This is a genomic window from Fibrobacter sp. UWB16 (assembly GCF_900215325.1).
Taxonomy (GTDB): Bacteria; Fibrobacterota; Fibrobacteria; order Fibrobacterales; family Fibrobacteraceae; genus Fibrobacter.
Map to the genome: position 1 here is coordinate 32,079 of NZ_OCMS01000001.1, position 21,313 is coordinate 53,391.

General features: G+C 48.6%; 16 protein-coding genes. 5 read left to right on the top strand and 11 right to left on the bottom strand.

Annotation, left to right across the window (positions count from 1 at the left end; translation table 11 throughout):
* The first annotated feature begins 26 nt into the window (after positions 1-26).
* Positions 27-893 carry a prolipoprotein diacylglyceryl transferase gene (gene lgt / locus CRN95_RS00150; RefSeq protein WP_088629629.1) on the top strand — a complete coding sequence of 289 codons (867 nt, stop codon included), beginning with the start codon at positions 27-29 and terminating at the stop codon, positions 891-893.
* Here lgt and CRN95_RS00155 read toward each other — a convergent pair.
* Positions 880-2,571 (bottom strand): hypothetical protein, encoded by a 1,692-nt coding sequence (locus CRN95_RS00155; protein ID WP_097019752.1) that lies wholly within the window; start codon positions 2,569-2,571, stop codon positions 880-882. The two genes, lgt and CRN95_RS00155, sit on opposite strands and share 14 nt — an antisense overlap.
* Before the next feature lie 150 nt (positions 2,572-2,721).
* Between CRN95_RS00155 and CRN95_RS00160 the strand changes: the two genes are divergently transcribed.
* Both CRN95_RS00160 and CRN95_RS00165 read left to right on the top strand, forming a co-directional pair.
* Positions 2,722-3,321, top strand: coding sequence for a TIGR01440 family protein (locus CRN95_RS00160; protein ID WP_088629627.1), 600 nt, complete (start codon positions 2,722-2,724; stop codon positions 3,319-3,321).
* A 46-nt stretch (positions 3,322-3,367) separates the two neighbouring features.
* On the top strand, positions 3,368-5,002 hold the full coding sequence (locus CRN95_RS00165; RefSeq protein WP_097019753.1) for a transporter substrate-binding domain-containing protein: 1,635 nt from the start codon (positions 3,368-3,370) through the stop codon (positions 5,000-5,002).
* Between the two features lie 6 nt (positions 5,003-5,008).
* Here CRN95_RS00165 and CRN95_RS00170 read toward each other — a convergent pair whose 3' ends face one another.
* Together CRN95_RS00170 and CRN95_RS00175 are read right to left on the bottom strand one after the other, a co-directional pair.
* Complete coding sequence (locus CRN95_RS00170; protein WP_097019754.1) at positions 5,009-5,797, bottom strand: hypothetical protein; 789 nt, start codon at positions 5,795-5,797, stop codon at positions 5,009-5,011.
* Positions 5,794-6,549, bottom strand: a complete 756-nt coding sequence (locus CRN95_RS00175) for a hypothetical protein (protein WP_088629624.1) — start codon at positions 6,547-6,549, stop codon at positions 5,794-5,796. Before CRN95_RS00175 ends, CRN95_RS00170 begins: the two co-directional genes overlap by 4 nt.
* A 133-nt stretch (positions 6,550-6,682) precedes the next feature.
* Here CRN95_RS00175 and CRN95_RS00180 point away from each other — a divergent pair, with 133 nt between their 5' ends.
* Together CRN95_RS00180 and CRN95_RS00185 are read left to right on the top strand one after the other, a co-directional pair.
* Complete coding sequence (locus CRN95_RS00180; RefSeq protein ID WP_097019755.1) at positions 6,683-8,173, top strand: hypothetical protein; 1,491 nt, start codon at positions 6,683-6,685, stop codon at positions 8,171-8,173.
* Positions 8,170-9,420 carry a hypothetical protein gene (locus CRN95_RS00185; protein WP_097019756.1) on the top strand — a complete coding sequence of 417 codons (1,251 nt, stop codon included), beginning with the start codon at positions 8,170-8,172 and terminating at the stop codon, positions 9,418-9,420. Before CRN95_RS00180 ends, CRN95_RS00185 begins: the two co-directional genes overlap by 4 nt.
* Before the next feature lie 135 nt (positions 9,421-9,555).
* Here CRN95_RS00185 and CRN95_RS00190 read toward each other — a convergent pair whose 3' ends face one another.
* The 8 genes from CRN95_RS00190 to purL form a co-directional block, all read right to left on the bottom strand.
* A complete protein-coding gene (locus CRN95_RS00190) occupies positions 9,556-10,935 on the bottom strand; it encodes a glycoside hydrolase family 5 protein (RefSeq protein ID WP_097019757.1) in 1,380 nt (459 codons plus the stop codon).
* Positions 10,936-11,112: 177 nt separating this feature from the next.
* Complete coding sequence (locus tag CRN95_RS00195) at positions 11,113-12,342, bottom strand: DUF4419 domain-containing protein (protein WP_097019758.1); 1,230 nt, start codon at positions 12,340-12,342, stop codon at positions 11,113-11,115.
* Between the two features lie 112 nt (positions 12,343-12,454).
* Complete coding sequence (locus CRN95_RS00200) at positions 12,455-12,946, bottom strand: hypothetical protein (protein WP_097019759.1); 492 nt, start codon at positions 12,944-12,946, stop codon at positions 12,455-12,457.
* Positions 12,928-13,536: a carboxylesterase gene (locus tag CRN95_RS00205; RefSeq protein ID WP_097019760.1), complete on the bottom strand. Its 609-nt coding sequence runs from the start codon at positions 13,534-13,536 to the stop codon at positions 12,928-12,930. Before CRN95_RS00205 ends, CRN95_RS00200 begins: the two co-directional genes overlap by 19 nt.
* 51 nt (positions 13,537-13,587) lie before the next feature.
* On the bottom strand, positions 13,588-14,451 hold the full coding sequence (rhuM, locus tag CRN95_RS00210) for a virulence RhuM family protein (protein ID WP_097019761.1): 864 nt from the start codon (positions 14,449-14,451) through the stop codon (positions 13,588-13,590).
* 167 nt (positions 14,452-14,618) lie between these two features.
* Complete coding sequence (locus tag CRN95_RS00215) at positions 14,619-16,079, bottom strand: radical SAM protein (protein WP_159462245.1); 1,461 nt, start codon at positions 16,077-16,079, stop codon at positions 14,619-14,621.
* A gap of 69 nt (positions 16,080-16,148) precedes the next feature.
* Positions 16,149-17,087, bottom strand: coding sequence for a hypothetical protein (locus CRN95_RS00220; protein WP_097019763.1), 939 nt, complete (start codon positions 17,085-17,087; stop codon positions 16,149-16,151).
* A gap of 284 nt (positions 17,088-17,371) precedes the next feature.
* Entirely contained in the window at positions 17,372-21,247 is a 3,876-nt protein-coding gene (purL, locus tag CRN95_RS00225) for a phosphoribosylformylglycinamidine synthase (RefSeq protein ID WP_097019764.1), read from the bottom strand.
* Positions 21,248-21,313 lie beyond the last annotated feature (66 nt).

The following is a 21,313-nucleotide window of genomic DNA, read 5'->3' on the forward strand; positions in this document are numbered from 1 at the left end:
TTAAACACAAAAGAAGAAGGCTTATCATGGAATTATCTTGGTGGAACTTAATACCGACTTATTTTGATGGAACGGCATTCCAGCTCGGGAATTTCCCGGTGCGCTGGTACGGCATCATGTACATTTTTGCGTTCGTGACTGCCTACATCACCATGTGGAAAATCAGCCAAAAAGAAAAGCTCGGCTACACCAAGGAACAACTCGACAACATCTTCACGTGGATTATCGCGGGCATTTTGCTAGGCGCACGCCTCGGTTATGTGTTCTTCTACAAAGCAAGCTACTATCTTGCAAACCCGACTGAAATTTTATTCCCAATGATCCATGACGACCTCGGTTACCATTTTGTCGGGATTTCCGGAATGTCATACCATGGCGGCCTTATTCTTGGCATCATCTTCTTCTGTATCGGCGCAAAACGCAACAAGCTCGACGTCTGGAAAACATTGAACCTCGCCATGCTCGCCGCCCCGCTCGCCTACACCTGGGGCCGCTGGGGCAACTTCATCAACGGTGAACTTTTTGGCGAAGCAACGACTAGCGCTATCGGCATGTGGTTCCCGCTCGCTCACGACAGCACGCTAGCAAACCCGATACTCCACCACCCGAGCCAGCTTTACGAAATGGTCTTCGAAGGCATCGTGCTCTTTATCGTCTTGTACAACCTGCGCAAGATCCCAAAGCTCCACGACAAGATTCCTTGCCTCTATTTGATGGGTTACGGACTGTTCCGCTTCTTCATTGAATTTTTCCGCAAGCCGGATGCACACCTCGGACGCGTGGACCTCTTTGGCATGAGCCGTGGACAGACTCTCTGCTCCGTGATGATCCTCGCAGGCCTTGTGTGGATGATTTATCTGTTCTATAAAGAAAAGAAAGCTAATAACCCTTAAACAGGTTTTCCCAGAGGCTACGTTCTTCTTCGAACTTCTGGGCAAACAGCTTGCTCACTTTCTTGTAGACCGCCTTGACGTGTTTAGCGAGCTCGTCGGTCACATAGTTTTCAGCACCGCCATCGTCGGCACCAGCCTCATTCATGAGCTTCATCCACTGGCTTTCCTGATTCTTGCTGCCTAACGTAGACGAAAGCGACGTATCCTCGTAGCACTTACTGTCCATGTAAGACTTCCAGACAGACTGCGGGATTTTTTCAAGGAACTTCTTGATAAACGGTTCCGCATTCGTAGAATAGCCATAAGAATTACCGATCAAGCAAATCAAAGGCACATTGATAACGCGCCCGACATTGACACGGCTCCACGCTTCGTCCGTCATGTCGAGAGTCGCATTGTACAGGTCTTCAGCAGGCTTCGGTTCGTTATAGAAGTTGTCAATTCCCAAATGCGCATCACGCAAATGATTGAGGAAATCCGACAACGGCGAAGAATCATCTACAGCTGTAGTTTCAGCAACCCCGGCATTGACGGCAGACGCAAGCGAAGCAGTCTTGCCATCTACGACCTCACCCGATTTCTTGGCATTGGCCTGAATTTCCAGATTTTCACATTGATCCATGACCGTGGAATCAAACGACGAAGAAACACGGAACTTGTGATAGAACCTGATGTTTCCTTCTTGCGACTGGAAATAAAGAGCCTTGTACTTGTCATTGTCTTTGAACAAATTTGCAAGAGCCCTGTAAGCGCGGTGTCTTGCTCCCCCAGACGTAAATTTACCACGATGGATAGAAACAAAGCAGTGAAATGCGCGCACGCAACCGTTCGTATCGATGACCGTAATACCGTCGTAGTTCAGCATCGAGATGAACATCTTTCGGATAAAGTTCTGTTCATACAGGTCGCGGAAAGTCTGCGTTTCAAGCATGGAATCCGGCTTGATTTGCATTTCCTTGTAATCGTCAAAAACAATCTTGCCGCTGTCGAAATTTTCGTCTTCATTGCCGTTCCACGACGGATCGACAAACAGGCAGATTGTGCCATGGACTTCCCTCTTGATCTGCGAGAAAAGCCCCGCCCAAAAGCCCTTGGGGTACGATTCCAGGTTATTGTCTTCTAAATTGTCAGAGAACTCATTTTCATCCAGGTCAAAACGGATAAGCAAGTGATCGTTGACCCCGGACGAGGTATGGGAATTTATACAAATCTTGGAACGGTTGACGCATTCAATCAGCAAAAAGCCTTTTTCGAGAAGAGCGCGTTCGGTTTCACCCGCATTGCCGATATCCGACTGGAACACCCCCACCTGGATCGCGGACTCCGCCTTTTCTCGGGTCTGGGTCTGCTGAATAATCAGGTCACAGCCGCTCTTGCAGAAATGAATGACGTCTTTCAAGCAGGCCTTGACGCGCTCCTTGAAAAGGCTCTCTAAAGCATCTCCCGAAAATTCATAAATGCGGCGGTTCCAACCCATGGGCGGGTTTCCGTTACCCATGATGATTCTGAACGTAAAATGGTCGTTTTCTTCCTGATAGTGCGGTACGCTCGGCAAAATTTCGATAATAGCATCAATAACCGCTTCCTTCATATCAGGAAGCTTGCGCAAAAAGAACTCCTTGATTCTCTTTCTGTCGAGTCCAACGACGTTCGAAGAATTGTCAATTTCTCCACTCATACAAACCCATTAAGTTTCTTATTAATAATATACATTGCTATATCATTTTTTGGACGGGAACATCCTATTTTTTTGTTCCAATTTGCGCTATTTTTGCCTAAAACGGCAAAAAAGACTATCTTTTGAATTGCTTTTAGCAGGAGTTTTAATATGGCAGGAATTACTTACGAAATTGACGACAAGAACATCGTTGAACAAATCAAGTCTGATGCCATGAAGGTCGCAGCAGAACTCGTCGAAGTGGCAAAGCTCAAAAAGGGCGACATTGTCGTCGTCGGCTGCAGCACCAGCGAAACTTTAGGAAACCAGGTCGGTAGCCACTCCGTCCCGGAAGTCGGCAAGGCCATTTTTGACGGTCTCCAGAGCATTTTCGGGGCCAAAGGCGTCTACATTGCCGCCCAGTGCTGCGAGCACCTGAACCGCGCCATCATCATCGAGCACGATGCCGTCCCGAATGCCGAAATCGTAAATGTCGTGCCACAGCCCAAAGCTGGCGGCTCCTTCGCTACCGCTTGCTACGCAAGCTTCAAGGCTCCCGTAGCGCTCGAGCACATCAAGGCAAATGCAGGCATAGACATCGGCGGGACCCTTATCGGCATGCACCTCCGCGAAGTCGCCGTCCCGGTGCGCTTAAAGCAGAACCACATCGGCAAAGCCATCATCATTGCAGCCCGTACCCGCCCCAAGTTCATCGGAGGTGAGCGTGCGCACTACAACGATTCCCTGAAGGATGGATATCCGGAGTTTTAGCACTTTTTTGTTGCTTTTTCATTTTATTTTCTTACATTTAGCGTATATGAAAAAACGAGTTGCTCTACTTTTCGTTGTTTTCGGTGTTTTCTTCGCTAACATCACCGGTTGTAATGGATTTTCCAAGGACCCTCCACACAATGTCTCCAACGCAAATTCATCCCTATACACAATCGGTGTCGAAGAAAAATCCAGCATCTACGAGAATGTCTCAAAGCAGCTTACCAAGGCCAAAGTCAAGCAGTATCCAGACTTAATAACCGCCTATTTCGCATTGCAAGTTGGCGATATCGACATCTTGTCATACAACGAGATTATCCTCTCGCATACCTTTAACGACAGCATGAGCGGGCTTACGTTTATCGATAACGATATGAACTTGCCCGAAGAATTCGTTATCGGCATGAACAAGCACAGTGCCATCCCCGATCTCAAGGGGATTATCAACAAGCTTATCGATAGCTTAAACGCCGCAGGGACTCTCGCCGAGCTAAACGACCATTGGAACAAGAACTCAAAAACAAATCCGCTAATCAGCACCAAGGAAAGCGAATCCGAACAAGTCCTGAGAATCGCCACATCAGCCGACGTTCCCCCGTTTTCATTCACCAGCGGGAACCAGATTGTCGGGTTTGATATCGATTTAGCGAAGCTCCTCGAAGAAAAACTGAACGTCAAGACCAAGATTGTCAAGACGGACCGCAACAAGCTCGTCACGACACTCAAGAACAACGACGCAGACCTCATCATTTCGGCATTCACCGTCTGCGAATGCTTCCAGAACGAAATAGACTATTCAAAGCCCTACTACATCGGAAAAACGGCTTTTGCCATCCGAAACGACTTTGGCAAAGAGGCAACAATCAGCAAAGTTCCTAAGATGACGTATCTCGAACCGAAGAAACCGGACGAGATATACAAGCTTACCGACCTCTCCGGTAAATTTGTCGGAGTCCAGACCGGGACAACGCTCGACGAACAGGTGCAGCAGCTCATCAAGCTTCCGCGCATCCAGTATTTCGCGAACATTCCCGAAATGACCAAGGCCCTGGAACAAAGAAACCTGGACGGCATCGCGGTGGACTACTCGGTTGCAGAATCCATCCTCAAGCAACATCCGGATTTTTCGATTCTTAAAGACCGCCTGAACAAGGATGAATTTGGTATCGCCATGGGCAAGAACAGCCCGCTCAAGGCCAGTATCGATTCCTGCATCAAGGTGTTACAGCAAAAAGGCGAAATCCAGAAAATCAAGAACAAGTGGTCCAAGAACAAGTCCGCCGTCAGAGTGATGAAACAGGACTGGATCGGAACGGACACGCTCGTTGTCGGTACAGAAGCACTTTATGCGCCCTATGAATTTTACCAGTGGGGCGAGCTTTCAGGCATCGACATCGACATCATGTACACCATCGGCAAGATGCTGAACAAGAACATCAAGTTTGCAGACATGAATTTTGACGTGTTGATTCCGTCGCTCGTGAACGAGAAGACAGACCTCTGTATTGCGGCCATGAGCATCACCGAAGAACGCAGCAGTCAAATCGACTTCTCGATTCCTTACGACAAGAACGAATCCGTCATCGTCGTACACACGCCCCAGCACGCCATCGAAAAAATCGGTGACTCCACTGGAATCTTAAGCCAAATCTTCCAGAAAATACAAGACTGGTTTAATTAGGAGTTGCTACAAGGCCTTGTGGTGCCGCATGGCACGAATGTTGCGCGGCAAGACTTCCTTGTGCCACTTGATCCATTCATCGTAATAGATGTAGCGTTTTTCACGCTGGCGGAACTCGCGCCCATGCACAACGCGGCGCCCGCCCCGTTCTTCCACAGGAATCACGATATGCAGGCACTCGTGATAAACGACCCCCGCAATTGCATACAAAGGACAATTTGCAGCATCATAACCGCGGCTGATACTAATCAGATGGAAACTTTCACCCGTCACCGGGTCCTTGCGCACCGAATGGAAACTTAACCCGCCCACACGGTTGCTCCAGGTGATCCTACACGTGAGCGCTCCATCGAAATACGTATTGTTGATAGCGGCGAGCACATCCGTCAAGTTGTGATGGACGCCCTGCGGACGAATTGGCGGCAAGCGTCCCTTGCTCGCCAGCGGAGCTTCACCTTTATCTGTAAAAATCTGGTCTACCGCCTGCCAAAAGCGGTTTACCAAGTCCTTGATAATAGCCTTGTTTTTCTGCGTTTTACGACGCACCGCATGTTCAGCCCACTCTGCGGCCAGTTCACGAGCATCGGCAAATTCAGGGGCCTTCATATACGCAGGCAGCAGGACTTCCGGATGCCCGAACAAGAATCCGCCCTTGCAGCGGATGCTTTTTTTCATCAGGGGATTGTACTTGAAATGCACAAGGCCGTTGGCGGAACATTCCGGCGACGGCGCCTTGACTTCGGGCACCTCCGGTTCAGCGACAAAGCCGAACAAATCCAACTGCCCATCATTCACGCGCCAAGCACTCCTTCATAGCCATTCAGTGCCAAGAGACCGCCAAAAAAGCTTTCGGGCAAGTCCAGAGCCGCATAATGTTCCGAGATCCCGTAAACAGCATCTTCAACAACATCTGGCATATAAACTATGTAGCTATCATTCTTTTCGGTCTGGAGCATATCTGGCGTGCAGTACTTCGGATCTGTTTCGCTAAAGTACATACGGCAAGAGACCGTGCGCAGTGGATAGACAGTGCAGTCCCCCACCCCGTTCGAGAACGGGCACGAGTGCCACCAGGAGAAATAGTCGTGGAGCGCCTTGTCTTCGGCATCATCCTCAGAAAAGCCCTCTTCCTTGCGCGATTCGAACAGAGATTCAAACTTGTCCGACCGCATCTGGCAGGCCTCCATCAACGACAGGAGGTCGTCCCTCTTGCGCAGCTCGCTGTACATGAAAATCAGCTCGAACGGTTCCACCGACATCGGGTAGTGGTGGCAACAGTTCCCGCAGGCGGGCCTACACTGGATTGGGCGCGGCTGTTGTACGAGCACGGCCTTCAAGTACTGATCGTAGGCGGCATGATATGCTTCGGTGAACTTGAGTATTTCGGGCAACTGTTCGCGCAAATTGTCCGGACCTATGGCGCATTCGCGGCCCAAGGCGGTCGCAATTCCGTCTAGACGGTCCCTTTCGACCCGGAGCAGGGTGGACAGTCGCATTTCGGCAATGCGATAAGCCTTCGTCGGAAAATACTCTTTATAAGCATTCATCGAGCGCAAATATATTTTTTTACGAGAATACCGTAAAAAGCGCAAATAAAAAAAAGCACCTTATTCATTTTTGAAAAAATGAAATTATTTTATTACATAGGGTAATGAAATAATATTTTTCAGGATCGGCAATATGAAAAAAACATTGCAAGGCAAATGGATGTGGCCTACGGCAATAGCATTGTCTATAGGCATTGCAGGTTGCAACCTGTTCCACCCAACAGATGGCCGCGATGCAGATAGCGATGATGCTGCAGCGCTGACTCTTGAAGGTCAAAAAGAGTTCCAGAACGCAAACTACCACGCGGCCCGCACATTTTTCAGCAGAGCCGTCAAAGCCGACTCCGGACACTCGGAAGCTTGGGTCGGGCTGTCCAAATCAGTCCTCCACACCCAGAAAGGTATCAATGTATTTGAGCTAGTTTCCTACGCACAGACCAAGGAGACAGAAGACGGCAAAAGCGAAAGCGTGTTCAATACGATGTCCGACGCAAAGGCGGATTCCATTTCAAGAGGAATCGATTCCGTCATGATTTACCTGAACAAGTTCATAGCCCGAGACACTACAGGCAAGACGGACAAGAAAGTCAGATTCAGGGATATTGCCGACAGCTACACCATTTTGCAGCTCACCAAGGCCGCCCTCCGTATCAGGGCCGTGAGAAACCAAATGCAAGAAAAGCTTTCACTTACATCCGTGGTCTCTGCTAACAATTCAGGCATGATGATGGACCTTACCGTGCTTAGCGAAATGGGCGACAGCCTCAAGCCGTTCCTTAACGACATGGCCTCCGCCGCTGAAGCTATCAAGGCTGCTCCAGAAGCCGCCGCTGAAATCATCAAGGCTTACCTCCCCGACTCTACCCGCCAGGACTTTGACGACGATGACTACGCCGATGTATCCGTTGGGCTTGCCAACTCCATTATCCAGATGAACGACAGAGCCCAGAGTGTCGAAGAAGACCGTAATGACGTGTTCTTCAAATTCGGCAACAGTCGTGATGACGACGGCGATGGCTGCGTAGACGAAGAAGTTCTTGACAATTACGACAACGATGGCGACGGCGAAATAGACGAAGACGTTCGCGACAGCCGTTCGATTGTCTTGATGAAGAAGAGACCGCAAAATTATGAAGAATTAAAAGCAGCAAGCCAGGATGTAACGAATTACGACCTCACGAAGGCCCAAGTGGATTCGTTAAAATTCATCGAAAAATACCATCCAGTAGACATCGACATGAATGGAGTATTTGGTCCTGTGGTTGAAGGTGATCCTGAATCTCCCCCAAATGACCCTTATGAATGGCATTACGTCTACAGCGATCCTAATGAAAGAGACGAACAAAAGAACCACCTGCTCCAATTCACAAACAAACTCAAATTCAATTATACCAAGAACGGGTTGTTCCTCGAAAAGGATAACGATCCTGTGATGCAGGACGCTGAAGAAATCGAATCCTTGATCAAGAACAAGGAACTCATCCGCAAAGATACCATTTACGATCCAAGCAAAAAATTACCCAAATACAACTTGAAAAAACGTCAAGAAATGGTTGGCGGATGCTGGAACAATTACACGGAAGAACAATTCCTCCAGTGGTTTAATAGGGGAGACGCAGAATGAATAAATTAACTTTACTTGCCGTTCTCGCCTGTACTTTTAGTATAGCTTCTGCAAAAGCGCCGACGCATTTTTCGTTGCGTGCGGAATCCATGGGTGGCGCCCATGTCGCAGTTGTTGATGACAAAGAAGCCATCCATTATAACTATGCTGGTTTGAGCCAAATCAACCGCCTGGGCAATTACGAAAAGCGCCCAGAGCAAGGTTATTACCCCCGAAACTGGATTGGCGACATGCGCCTCACATTCGGTGGTGCGGGTGACATTTTCAAGTTCCTATCTACGTATAGCGACGTGAAGGATGTCCAGGACTTGTTCAGAGACGCTCAAAAAGATGCCGGCTCCCAATCCAGCCAGACAAGTGCCATTCTCGATTCCTTGGTCAAGAACCCCAAGTACATCAAGACATTAAACTCTTACGACCATAAGACCATGGAAGCAAGAGTGAAGTTCGATGCAGAAATGGCGTTCCATAACTTTGGTGCCGCATTCTGGATAAACGGAGGTGTTGCGCCGTACATCGAAGCAGGCTTAATCCTCCCCTACGTCGTTGTGGACACATTCGTTATCGACGCAGTCGCCCAGATTGGTGGAGCCTACGAAATCATCCCCAACCAACTTTCAGTCGGTTTGGGTGGTAAAATCGCCAAGCGACACAAGACCAACATGGTAACCATCGGCCTTGCCAATTACAGCACGATCGTCGACACCCTTAAGGATCAAGCAAGCGACGCCACGGACAATTTCTTCGATTCCAAGACGTTCTCGTTTGGCCTCGACTTAGGTGTGCTTTACCAGTTCAACCGTGAAATACGATTCGGCGCATCGCTCAGAGACATTTACTTCAAGTCTCTCGCTGGTGAAACGTTAACTCCGAATTTTACCATCGGTGCAAACTACAGCCCGAAATTCATGAACAGCAATACGGGCTTTGGCCGCAAATTTAACGTGGCCGTAGACTTTGCCGACATGTTCAATGCCGATAGAAATTACAAGTTCTTTAGCCACCTGAATTTCGGTTTTGAAATTGAACAGACTCTTGCCGCAATTCCGGGACTCAATAACGAAATCCGCTTTATCGCTTTGCGACTTGCAGGCGGTTTCAGAGGCGGTTACCCGTCAGCGGGTATCGGGCTTGAAGTGTTGCGATTCTTCTCGATCGAAGCCGCTACGTGGGGCGAAGAACGCGGATACTACACCGGCCAGGACGAGAACCGAATCTACATGGTCCAAGCAAGCATAGGATTCTAGGTTAGACAAAGGTCGCGCATTTGAAAAGCGCGACTTTTTTTATGACGAGAAAAGGCGGAGTTGAGCTCCGCCTTTGATGTATGAGGTTAGGGATGACTTATACACTTGTCACCCCGGACGCCGTTCCGGGGTCTATTATTTTTTCACTTTCACGACTCTTGCCTGCGGGTTCTGCTTGCCGAGCAAGTCGTAAGTGCGGGAGGTGCGCAAGCTGCGGGACTGCGCCGGGCGATTGCGCTTGAAAACGGAAATCGTTCCATCGTCGGTCTTGAAGTTTTCCACATGCGTAATGCCGTTGTTCACGTAATCGTCAAGGCCGTAAGCATGACGCATGATGTTCAGAACGTCCTTGTCAAACACGGAGCCGTCCGGTTCTGTCTGGCGGCGGATAATCGTCATGTTGTTTTCGCCTTCGTGACCGGTATCCCAAGCAATCGGCACCACCTTGTTTTGTTTTGCAAGTTTCATCACGGCATCGTAATAAGCGAGGCGGCCCTTGCGGTGTTTCGCATACTTGTCGCCCGTCAACACGCCAACGCGGTCATTAGCACCGAACTCGCCGATAATCACAGGCACGCCCTTATCGACAAAGTTCTTTTTCATCTTGCCAAACTGGTCCTGAATTTGAGCACTCGTGCACTTGTCGCCCATGGCACCTGCCCAAGCGTTGTAGCCGCAGTTATGCACAATATCCGCACCAGTCGCGAGGTCGTCGCCCCAGTAATACTGCGGATAGACTTGAGCGCCCCAATCAACAACGTCATTCAACAGCGTGTAGGTATAAGGGTCATAGAAATGCACTTCGACCATCAGGCGGTTTGCAAACACATCCTTCGGGAGCTTGCTCACAGGCATCACTTCACTCGTGCGGTCGATGCTTGTCGAAGGGCCCTGAATCACGAGCGTACGGCTTGCGTTATTGCCGCCTGTCGCACGCACTGCATCCACGAACGTCTGATGATAAACCATCAAAATTTCAGTTTCGTGCTTGTAATTATCGTCTGTTGTCGCGGGCTCGTTTGCACTGGCGAAAAGCAAATTTTCGTTATAGTTTTTGAAGTGCGTTGCGATTTGCGTCCAGTAAGATTTCTGCTTGGCGTTCACCTCGTCCTTCTTGGCATCCTTCAAATTTTCTTCGAGCCAGCCGCCATCCCAATGGATATTGAGAACCGTCACTAGCCCCGCGCGCATGCACATATCCACCACAGTCTGCACCGAATCCATCCAACTTTTGTTGATGACTCCGTTACTCGCATGGCTATCCCAAGCGCAAGGAATGCGAATCGTGCTGAAGCCCGCCGCCTTGACCGAATCAATATACGCCTCGGTCGGGAACTTATTGCCCCACCCCGTCGGATTCCCTGGAACTTCCATCGTGTTTCCAATGTTTATGCCAAAGCCCATCTTCGCAAACATTTCGTTTGCCGTCGGCAAATCTGCCGCGAAGGAATTTGACACCAATGCAAAAGAGAACGCGCTGCAAAGAGCAGCAACGCGAATGTGCTGTTTCAACATAGTTAATCCTTTGGTTCTATGCCATTCGCGTTTTATCCCCAAACAACGAAAGATCATACACCGAATTTAAATATATAACAAAGAACGGCGAAAGCCCAAATTCTGCCGTTAAAAGCGTTGACGATTTGTCAAATGAGAATCAGCCACGCCCGCAAAAGCGGGGCATTATTTCCCATTTTACGGGATTGATTCTTCCTTAATACTTTCAAAAAGAGCGTATCCTCGGGCAGCTTTCAACATATTCGTGGTAGTATCAATTTGAACGCCAATAAAACCGGTATAAAGCCTCAAAGGAATCATTTCACCTAAATACTTCCATTCAATCCGTATCGAGGTCACACCTCTAGGAACATTATTAACATCCAGTTGTTCATTCCAATCCGGAGAATGCCTTTTATAAGCTCCAATAGTTTCGTTTAAGTAATTGCTCTCGTTTATATCTAACCCTGTGTATGGGAAAAATCTAGAAATCCAACCGTTAAAGGTCACATTTCCACAAAATTCTGGAATGTAACGCTTGTATATTCCTCTCCAATGTTCCATATTTATTTTGCCATCAAAGACATTGATAAATTCATCTAGAACAGGATTAAGCCCAACGGCCCACCAATCCATATCCAGACGCGATGCAAGTCTGTTAAAAGCATCCTTGAGCAAAACCCAGTCTTCTTTTTTACCATTTATCTTGATTTTGGGGATTCCGCAAAGCGAAGAAACCACATACTCGTAATATTCAGCAGCCACAGCCATGACCATCGCACTAGAAATGTTATAATCCACCGGGCTTGTCGTCGAGAACTTTGTTTTCAACGATAATCCAGTCTCTTCAGGCAACTTGGACTGCAATGCTTCAAACAAATTCGCAAGCGTCCAGAACCATTCATAATGCGTTGATTCGGTGGTCAGCGAATTGTCCTCAAAAGTAACTACAGTATCCGTTCCCGGAGAAACAAATTTATCTTTCAAAGCTTCGCGATTGCTTTTGACATGATAACGGAAACCATCCAAAATCATAAGCCAAATATCATCTGGATTTATTTCTAGGGAATAATGATTGGCAAACGCAAGTTCAACGACATCAAAGAATGATGATACATCAGAAGACATTCCACTGATAAAGGGACTTATTGAATCAGAATACGCATAAAAAATCTTGCGTCCTCTTTCTTGTTTATTTTTAGAAAAATGTTCTGCAAAACCACCCTTTTCAACAGGAACAAGTTTCTCTTTAAAAGGTTTGCTTTGAACGCTAGAATCAACGATCATGACATACGCACTCGTATCGCGGACAAAGCCTTCGAAACTTTGCTTCGCGTTCGAAGACAATTTGATGACTTTTTCGTCTCCGCAAGAAGAGAGAACGCATGCGGCAAGGAGGAGGAAAAGGAATTTGTAAACAGAAGCCATGTTTATAATATAACAACATGACCGTCCATAGATTTAATATGGTATAGTAAAATAAAGTAGATACAAGATGGCGATCCCGGAATAAATCCGGGATGACATGGTCGAAACGGGATTACTTACCGCTCATGATGGCGGCGAGGTCGGCACCACTCAAGTTCGTCTTTTCGTTAAGGGCGGCAACGATTGCGGTAAGCGACTTTTGGCAAGCCATCATGAGGTTATAAACTTGTTCGACAACGTTTGTTTCGGCAAGCTGGTAGTAATAGCAAGCCGCCTGAAAGCTTTGGTAATCGGGATCGCTCCTGTAAAGTTCCATCGGAAGTTCTTTCATAACAGTGTCGAGATCGCAAGCGAAATTTTTGCGGATTAAAAAGTCCGACATATGGCCCGCAATGGCAATGTGGGCAGCACCATCGAGCGAGCTCCCGGGCATGCGCGTGGCACTCGGCTTTTCCTTGGAATTGTTGATTCTGACGTAATCAATTTGGCGTTTGAACAGGAAAGCGATTAGAGCGTGGCCCGCCTCGTGGCGGCAAAGTTTTTCATATTCCTGTTCACCGAAAAAATCAATTAAGGTTTCGCGAGTTAATGTTTGTTCTGACATTTTTCAATCCACCTGTCTAAAAAATCCATCTGTTCGTCGGTATGGAACCAATGTTCGCCGCCTTGCATAATCGTGAGCGACGCGCCCACTTTTTGAGCAAAATCTCGCATCGTTTCAAGGTTGGTCAAATTGTCATTGGAGCCATACAAAATATGCGTCGGGATATTCCATTCGATGGGATTTTCTCGCACGTAGCAAAGGTATTTCCAAGAAAGCGTCTCGCCGAAATTCGTCGCGATTTCGCCTTTTTCGCGAAGTTCATCTTCGGAGACATTCGCCCACAGCATCATATTGCAAATGAGCTTTTCCAAGTTCACCATCGGAGAAATGAAGAGCGCCTGCTTGATGCATTTTTCGCCCAAAGCGTTCATCGAGAAGAACGCGCCAATGCTATTTGCGATAAGCACGACTTCGTCGTATTTTGTGGCAATCGAATCAAAGTAAGCCGAGAATTCCTGCTTGGCGTCCCACGGGGTTTCTGCCTTGTAATCAAAACCGATGACATCAAAATCCGGGAAAAGAGGTTTGTAATGATTGGCCTCGTCGGCGTTACCGCCTTTCCCGTGAATGTAAATAACGAGCTTTTTCATTTTTCACATAGAAAATACAAAAAACTACACCTTTCGGCTAGAGATTGAGATTCATTTTACCAAAGCAAGCAACTGTTCCTTGGTCACAAGGTTCAGTACCGAAAACGCCGTCATTTTACAGCCTAAATCCATAATCGAAGCCCCAACATGATATACAGTTTCGTCAACAATGATAAATCTGTCGTGAACATCACGCATTGTCCGCAATACAACAGTCGGAAATTGCCGATTTATGCGGTCAACTTCATCGTTCATCGCACGCGTAATTCGAGCGGAATAAATGACGGCATTGACACCAGCAACTCGTTTTGCAACAAGCGAAAGCGATGTATCATTAGCAAACGGATCTATGATTATGATTTCTTTTTTCGCGGAGCGAACTAATTGCACTGCAAATTCATAACCGCTCCAACGAGCATTAGCTGGTATAACGCCCTCGCTAGGTGGAAGATTTGCTTTGACAAAGAAGTCCACCTGTTTTTCAAGGTTAACAACACGAGAATCCAAATTCTCGAGTTTATTTTCTTGAGAAATCAATCGTTGGTTAACACTATACCCCTTAAGCAAATGCTCTTTGAGAACCTGATTTGCCCATCGACGAAATTGTGTACCTTGGATAGATTTTACTCGATACCCGACAGAAATGATGACATCGAGATTGTAGAAATTTGTAGGTTTGGTAGAAAAATCGGAATTTCCGATTTTTCTTACCGATTCATTTTTCAATATTTCACCCTCAGATAGGGCATTTAATATATGCTCGTTTATAGTTGAACGAGATTTCCCAAAAAGAAGAGCCATTTGATCAATCGTCAGCCATACTGTTTCGTTTTCAACTCGTACAGGCAACTGAATAGCACCTTCAGGCTGGTACATGATAATTTCACCATCTAATGATAAATTCTTCTTATTCATAATACCTCCAGCCGACTACATACAAAAAAAGACGGCATAAAATCGTTCAAGAATTAAAATAGATTTTAAGAATGTCATATTATGACATTGCAGTTTATTTTTATAAAAAAAATCCGCCCCTGCGGTGAAGCAGGAAGCGGATTTACTACATAATGCTACAAAGCTATTTACTTGCTTGCGTATGCAGCTTTTGCAGCCATGTCAGATGTCATATATCTGAGATCTTGTATAAGATTCGGATCCTGACCTCCGGACAGCGAAACGGCCTCTTGCATAACGCGCAAGCCTTCTTCAGCCTGACCGAGCCGATACAAGGCCAAAGCTCGACCACCCATAGCATAAGTGTCCATGCTATTGATGTTCAAAGCCTTCTCGTTTGCTTCAAGGCACGATTCATAGTTGCCGCACATGAATTCGCTGTAGCCAATAGCCCTGTAAACATCGGCATTATTGGGATCCAGTTCCTGCGCACGTTTCAAAGCAAAGGAGGCTTCTTGGTAGTTGCCCTGAGGAATCAACGCTTCGGCCAGCTTGAGCAAAGCAGAAGCACTGTCGCACTTGCCATACTTTGTTTCCTTTTCCTTTAGAGAAAGGTTGTATGCGCAATATTCATTTTCCTCATAAATGCTACCCTTCATCGTGAGACGCGTATTCGGGCAGCCGCCAAGGCACTTGGAACCATAAATGCACTTTTTGCAAGAACCAGAAAGTTTGTCCTTAGTCATCTGGCGACGCCACAAAAATGCGTTTTTATCTTCCCAAATTTCACGCAACTTTCTTTCGCGGATATTCCCTTCGATGAATTCCTTGGAACGAATCGAAGTACAACCCAAGATATCACCATTATGCAAAATCCCGAAACCACGAATTCCCGCATTGCAGCCATCCCACAAGGAATAACCATTTGACTTGTAGGACATACGCCTTGTTTCAAGATCCTTCATTGAATAGTATCCAATACAATCCGCAGGATAAATATCGATCCTACCCTCTTTTGCCGTATCGTAACAAAAATCAATGATATCCCTGACCTGTCTCGGTTCAAGGAGCCAATCAGGGCGTTCCTTCAAATTGCCCATAGGCAAACCAAGTTGAACCTGCCACGTGTCAACGCCCATGCGGATAAGCTCTTCCTTCAATTCCGGAAGATTATCCATATTCTGCTTCGTGATAGTCGTGACGGCACCGGTCTTTATTCCCAATTCCTTCATTGCGGCGAAAGCTTGCCTAGCATGTTCAAAGGCACCTTTTTTCCTGATTTTATCATGGATTTCAGGCGTTCCGTCAATGCTAATCGCAACCGTGGCAATACCATTCTCTTTTAACTTTTTTGCCATCTTTGCGTCAAGGAGCCAACCGTTCGTGATCATATTCACGATAACGCCATTACCAGAAAGACGTTTCACCAATTCAGGCGTATCTTGTCTCGTAAGAGGTTCGCCTCCAGACAAGGTAATCCATTTCAGTCCAATATCAGCAATCTGATCACACAAATCAAGAGCTTCCTCGGTGCTCAATTGTCCCGGGAGAGCGCCCTCACAAGAAGAACCACAATGCCCACAGCGAAAGTTGCAGCCCATCGTTACTTCCCAGACTGCAGTGATGGGCTGATACCCAATATTTGCCATAAAAACCTCTAAGCAGCCTGCCAGCATTCAAGGCCAGCAGGCTGTTTTTATCATGTATTCTGATTTATTTTAACAGTCAGACTTCTGCGAATCGCACTTGAAGCCGTACATAAAAGCAGCGTCTTTTTTCGTTGCTGCATCTTGAACGCCGCACGGATAGCCGTACTTCAAGGCGGCATCCTGTACTCCGCAGGGATAACCATACTTCAAAGCGACGTCATTTGTACAGTTCTTGTAACCGTATGCCATGGCAGCTTCCCTGTTCGATGCAGCATCCTGAACACCGCAAGGATAGCCATACTTCATCAAAGGCAAATCGCAAGGATAACCGTACTTCATCAAAGGAGCATCATTTGTGCCGCAGGGGTAACCGTACTTCAAAGCGGCTTCTCGATTTGGAGATGCGTCCTGAGCTCCACAAGGATAGCCATACTTCATCAAGGGTGCATCATTTACACCACAAGGATACCCATACTTCACTACAGGTGCTTCGCTTGTATTGCAAGGATAACCGTACTTCATCAAGGGTGCATCTTGAACGCCACAGGGATAGCCATACTTCATCAGGGGAGCATCCTGAACTCCACAAGGATAGCCATACTTCACAACGGCTTCTTGCGAGCCGAGAACAAGGCCATAGGGCATTGCAGGGCCGGCAACAGCTCTGATTGTAGCGTCAGAGTTTTCGCTAAATTTTGCAAATTCATCAGAATCGCTCGGAATTACGTTCAACAGCACCGTATGCGTCTTTTTCGTAGCGGACATATCCGTAAAGTTAATCAACGTGAATTCAAGTTCAGACTTGTCTTCCGTTGCAGAAACAGCTCCAAACCAGAATCTCTGGATAACAGGAGCAACCCCTGTTGCTGTTGAGATTGTCTCTGTACTCAGCAGAGCGATGCCCTGCGGAAGTTTGGTCAGAGTCCAACCATAATTTGTGGAACCGAACATTGATTGCAGTTCAATCGAGAAGGATTGACCCTGTAATACAACCATTTCTTTTGCCATAAAATACCTCTTTTTGGTGAATTATTGGAAATTCATCATTTATCTTAAAAATTTATTTTATGGTCAGCTAATTGTAACAAAAATATAACAAAACTTTGTAAATAATACTTTATTGTATAAAACAAATAAACTATTAAAAACAAGCTATAAAAAAAATCCGCCCCTGCGGTGAAGCAGGAAGCGGATTTTTCAAACGTGTAAGGCGATCCCGGCACAAGGCCGGGATGACGGCCATGATGACTCAATGCACACCCGGCACAAGGCCGGGATGACATGCAAGGGGATTACCCTACGAATATACGACCGTTGCGGAACAGCTGCATCCACGGGCCATCTTCACCCCATTCTGCCGGGTGCCAAGAGTATTGGCAGGTGCGGAACACGCGTTCCGGGTGCGGCATCATCACGAGGGCGCGGCCGTCTTCAGAGCAGAGGCCGTTGATGCCAAACGGGGAGCCGTTCGGGTTGAGCGGGTAGCGTTCGGTGTATTCGTGCTTGCCATCCACATAGCGGAGCGCCACGAGACCGGTCTTGAGGCAGGCTTCGGCAGCTTCGCGGCTTGCGAATTCAGCACGGCCTTCACCGTGAGCAACAGCGATCGGGAGGACAGAACCTGCCATGCCCTTGAGGAGCACTGCCGGCGTATCTTCGACCTTCAAAGAGCAGTAGCGAGCTTCGAAGCGTTCGGAGATGTTCTGCACAAAGCGCGGCCAGTGCTTAGCGCCCGGAATCAAATCCTTGAGGTTCGAGACCATCTGGCAACCGTTGCAAACGCCGAGCGTGAAGGTATCCTTGCGGTTGAAGTAAGCTTCGAATTCAGCGCGAGCCTTCGGGTTGAACAAGATGCTCTTGGCCCAGCCTTCGCCTGCACCGAGAACGTCACCGTAGCTAAAGCCACCGCAAGCAACGAGACCGTTGAAGTCCTTGAGGCTTACGCGACCGGAGAGGATGTCCGTCATGTGAACGTCGATAGATTCGAAGCCAGCCTTTGCAAATGCGGCAGCCATTTCGAGTTCGCCATTGACACCCTGTTCACGAAGTATTGCCATCTTCGGGCGGCTTGCGTAATCCTTGATGACCTTGGCGCTAGCAGCGAGATCGAACGTGACCTTCGGCGTGATACCCGGATCGTCCTGTTCGAGCTTGAGCTTGTATTCGCTTTCGGCACATTCCGGATTGTCACGGAGGGCGGCAATGCGGCGAGTCGTATCACTCCAGATGGCGCGCAGGTCAGAGAGGCCTTCGGTGTAGTCGCCAATCACAATGTTATACGTATCGTTAAGCTTACCGATTTCAGAAACGGTATCGCCGAGACCGACAGCTTCGAAAGCAGCCTTCACAGCAGCGAGGTCTGCGTTTGCAACCTGGAGGACGGCGCCGAGTTCTTCGTTGAACAAAGCGTCAATCACATTGCCCTTGAGAGCTGTAGCGTCGAGCGTTACGCCCACGTGACCGGCAAATGCCATTTCGACAACCGTCGTGAAGAGGCCGCCATCGCTCTTATCGTGGTAAGCCATAATCTTGCCATCGGCATTGAGCTTCTGGATGGTTTCGAAGAAGGCGCGAAGTTCCTTAGCGGAATCGACATCCGGAGCCTTGTCACCGAGGAGGTTGTAAACCTGAGCGGCAATGGATGCGCCCATACGGTTCTTGCCACGAGCGAGGTCCACGAGCACAAGCGTCGTATCCTTCTTCTGCAAGAGCTGCGGCGTGAGCGTCTTGCGCACGTCGGCACACGGAGCAAAGGCACTAATCACAAGAGAAATCGGAGCGGTCACGCGGTGGCTACCCTTTTCGTCCTGCCACACAGTGCTCATGCTCATGGAGTCCTTACCGACCGGAATCGTAATGCCAAGTTCCGGGCAAAGTTCCATACCGATGGACTTCACGGCTTCGTACAAGTCAGCGCCATCACCTTCGTAGTTCGGCGTTGCCATCCAGTTTGCGGACAAGTTTACGCGGCCCATATCCGGGACGCAAGCGGCAGCCATGTTCGTGAGGGATTCAGCAACCGTCATACGAGCTGCAGCAGCCGGAGAAATGAGAGCAATCGGAGCGCGTTCGCCCATACTCATGACTTCGCCTTCGTACGTGTCGAGCGTTGCACTCGTCACGGCGCAGTCAGCAACCGGCACCTGCCACGGACCAACCATCTGGTCACGGCAAATCATACCCGTCACGGAACGGTCACCAATGGAAATCAAGAACGTCTTATCTGCAACGGTCGGGTTAGCAAGCACGCGATGTGCAAGTTCCTTCACCGTCACACCAGCCGGCACCACCTGAGAAGAGAGCGGGCGCTTCTGGGACTTTTCATTGCGGATCATGCGAGGCGGCTTGCCGAGGAGAACGCCGAGCGGCATGTCAATCGGAGTCGTACCGAAGTGCTTGTCTGTAAGGGTCAAGTGCTTTTCAGGGATTGCCTCGCCCACCACGGCGTACGGGCAGCGTTCACGCTTACAGATAGCGTCGAACACATCGAGCTTGTCACCAGCAATTGCGATAACATAACGTTCCTGGGATTCGTTACTCCAAATTTCGAACGGGCTCATGCCCGGTTCGTCATTCGGCACGTTGCGGAGTTCAAACTTACCGCCGAGGCCGCCATCGTTCACGAGTTCCGGGAAGGCGTTCGAAAGTCCACCTGCACCCACGTCATGAATAAACGTAATCGGGTTTTCTTCGTTCATCGCCCAGCAGCGGTCGATGACTTCCTGGCAGCGGCGTTCCATTTCCGGGTTTTCACGCTGCACAGAAGCAAAGTCGAGAGATTCATTACCGGCACCGTTAGCAACAGAGCTAGCTGCACCGCCACCAAGACCGATCAACATGGCCGGACCACCAAGAACGATCAAGTGGTCACCCGGGTCGATGTGGCCCTTTTCAATGTGCTGGTGCTTGATGTTGCCAAGACCGCCAGCAAGCATAATCGGTTTGTGGTAACCACGAACTTCAGTACCCTTTTCAGAAGAAACTTCCTGTTCGAACGTACGGAAGTAACCGAGGATGTTCGGACGACCGTATTCGTTGTTGAATGCGGCACCACCGAGCGGGCCGTCAATCATAATGTCGAGAGCAGAAGCGATGCGGGACGGGCTACCAAAGTCCTTTTCCCACGGCTGAACTGCACCCGGAAGCTTGAGGTTTGAAACGCTGAAGCCCGTAAGGCCAGCCTTCGGCTTGGAACCCTTACCCGTTGCACCTTCGTCACGGATTTCACCACCACTACCCGTAGCGGCACCCGGGAACGGAGAAATCGCCGTCGGGTGGTTGTGGGTTTCGACCTTCATGAGGATATCGACTTCTTCGTTGTGGAAGTCGTACTTGTTGTTGCGCGGGTCAGCGTAGAAACGGCCAGCCGTTGCACCCTTCATCACAGCGGCGTTATCCTTGTAAGCGCTGAAGATGTTGGAATTGTGGAGCTGGTAAGTGTTCTTGATCATCTGGAACAAGGACTTGTCCTGCTTCACGCCATCGATGGTCCATTCGGCACCGAACACCTTGTGGCGGCAGTGTTCCGAGTTTGCCTGCGCGAACATGTAAAGTTCCACGTCGGTCGGATTGCGCTTGAGTTCGGTGAAGTTCTTGACGAGGTAATCGATTTCGTCCGGAGAAAGAGCGAGGCCCATTTCCTTGTCGGCCTTCACGAGGGCGTCGCGGCCTTCGGTAAGCACCGGAATCACGTTCAGCGGACGCGGTTCTTCCTTGCTGAAGAGCACTTCGAGGGAAGCGGTGTCAGCAAACACGGCCTGAGTCATGCGGTCGTGAATCTTGGCAGAAACCTTTTCGCGGGCACCGGCGGGAGCAGCACCTTCAAACTTCACGTAGTAAGCAATGGCGCGTTCGATGCGCTTGATTGCCGGGAGGCCGCAAATGTGAGCGATATCGGTAGCCTTCGAGCTCCACGGGCTGATTGTACCCGGACGCGGGCAGACCACAAAGAGTTCACCTTCGAGCGCCTTGACTTCGCGCATCGGGCCGTAATGAAGGACCTTTTCGAGCGTTTCCTTTTCGGAAGCGGTCAGGTCGGCGGACAGATCCACCACATGGAGGAATTCGGCATACACAGATGCAACCGGAATCCCAGCGGCCTTAAAATCAGATGAAAGCTTTTGCAGACGGAAATCCGACAGAGCCGGAGTACCACGAAGAATGAGCATTTTGACCTCTTTTAGCCTAAATATTTACCGCCCCAAATATAGCAATTTAGGGGAAAGATTAAAGAC

Coding starts and splice junctions, on each gene's coding strand:
- lgt (WP_088629629.1), top strand. CDS start 27: ATGGAATTATCTTGGTGGAACTTAATACCGACTTATTTTGATGGAACG.
- CRN95_RS00155 (WP_097019752.1), bottom strand. CDS start 2,571: ATGAGTGGAGAAATTGACAATTCTTCGAACGTCGTTGGACTCGACAGA.
- CRN95_RS00160 (WP_088629627.1), top strand. CDS start 2,722: ATGGCAGGAATTACTTACGAAATTGACGACAAGAACATCGTTGAACAA.
- CRN95_RS00165 (WP_097019753.1), top strand. CDS start 3,368: ATGAAAAAACGAGTTGCTCTACTTTTCGTTGTTTTCGGTGTTTTCTTC.
- CRN95_RS00175 (WP_088629624.1), bottom strand. CDS start 6,549: ATGAATGCTTATAAAGAGTATTTTCCGACGAAGGCTTATCGCATTGCC.
- CRN95_RS00180 (WP_097019755.1), top strand. CDS start 6,683: ATGAAAAAAACATTGCAAGGCAAATGGATGTGGCCTACGGCAATAGCA.
- CRN95_RS00185 (WP_097019756.1), top strand. CDS start 8,170: ATGAATAAATTAACTTTACTTGCCGTTCTCGCCTGTACTTTTAGTATA.
- CRN95_RS00190 (WP_097019757.1), bottom strand. CDS start 10,935: ATGTTGAAACAGCACATTCGCGTTGCTGCTCTTTGCAGCGCGTTCTCT.
- CRN95_RS00195 (WP_097019758.1), bottom strand. CDS start 12,342: ATGGCTTCTGTTTACAAATTCCTTTTCCTCCTCCTTGCCGCATGCGTT.
- CRN95_RS00200 (WP_097019759.1), bottom strand. CDS start 12,946: ATGTCAGAACAAACATTAACTCGCGAAACCTTAATTGATTTTTTCGGT.
- CRN95_RS00205 (WP_097019760.1), bottom strand. CDS start 13,536: ATGAAAAAGCTCGTTATTTACATTCACGGGAAAGGCGGTAACGCCGAC.
- rhuM (WP_097019761.1), bottom strand. CDS start 14,451: ATGAATAAGAAGAATTTATCATTAGATGGTGAAATTATCATGTACCAG.
- CRN95_RS00215 (WP_159462245.1), bottom strand. CDS start 16,079: ATGGCAAATATTGGGTATCAGCCCATCACTGCAGTCTGGGAAGTAACG.
- CRN95_RS00220 (WP_097019763.1), bottom strand. CDS start 17,087: ATGGCAAAAGAAATGGTTGTATTACAGGGTCAATCCTTCTCGATTGAA.
- purL (WP_097019764.1), bottom strand. CDS start 21,247: ATGCTCATTCTTCGTGGTACTCCGGCTCTGTCGGATTTCCGTCTGCAA.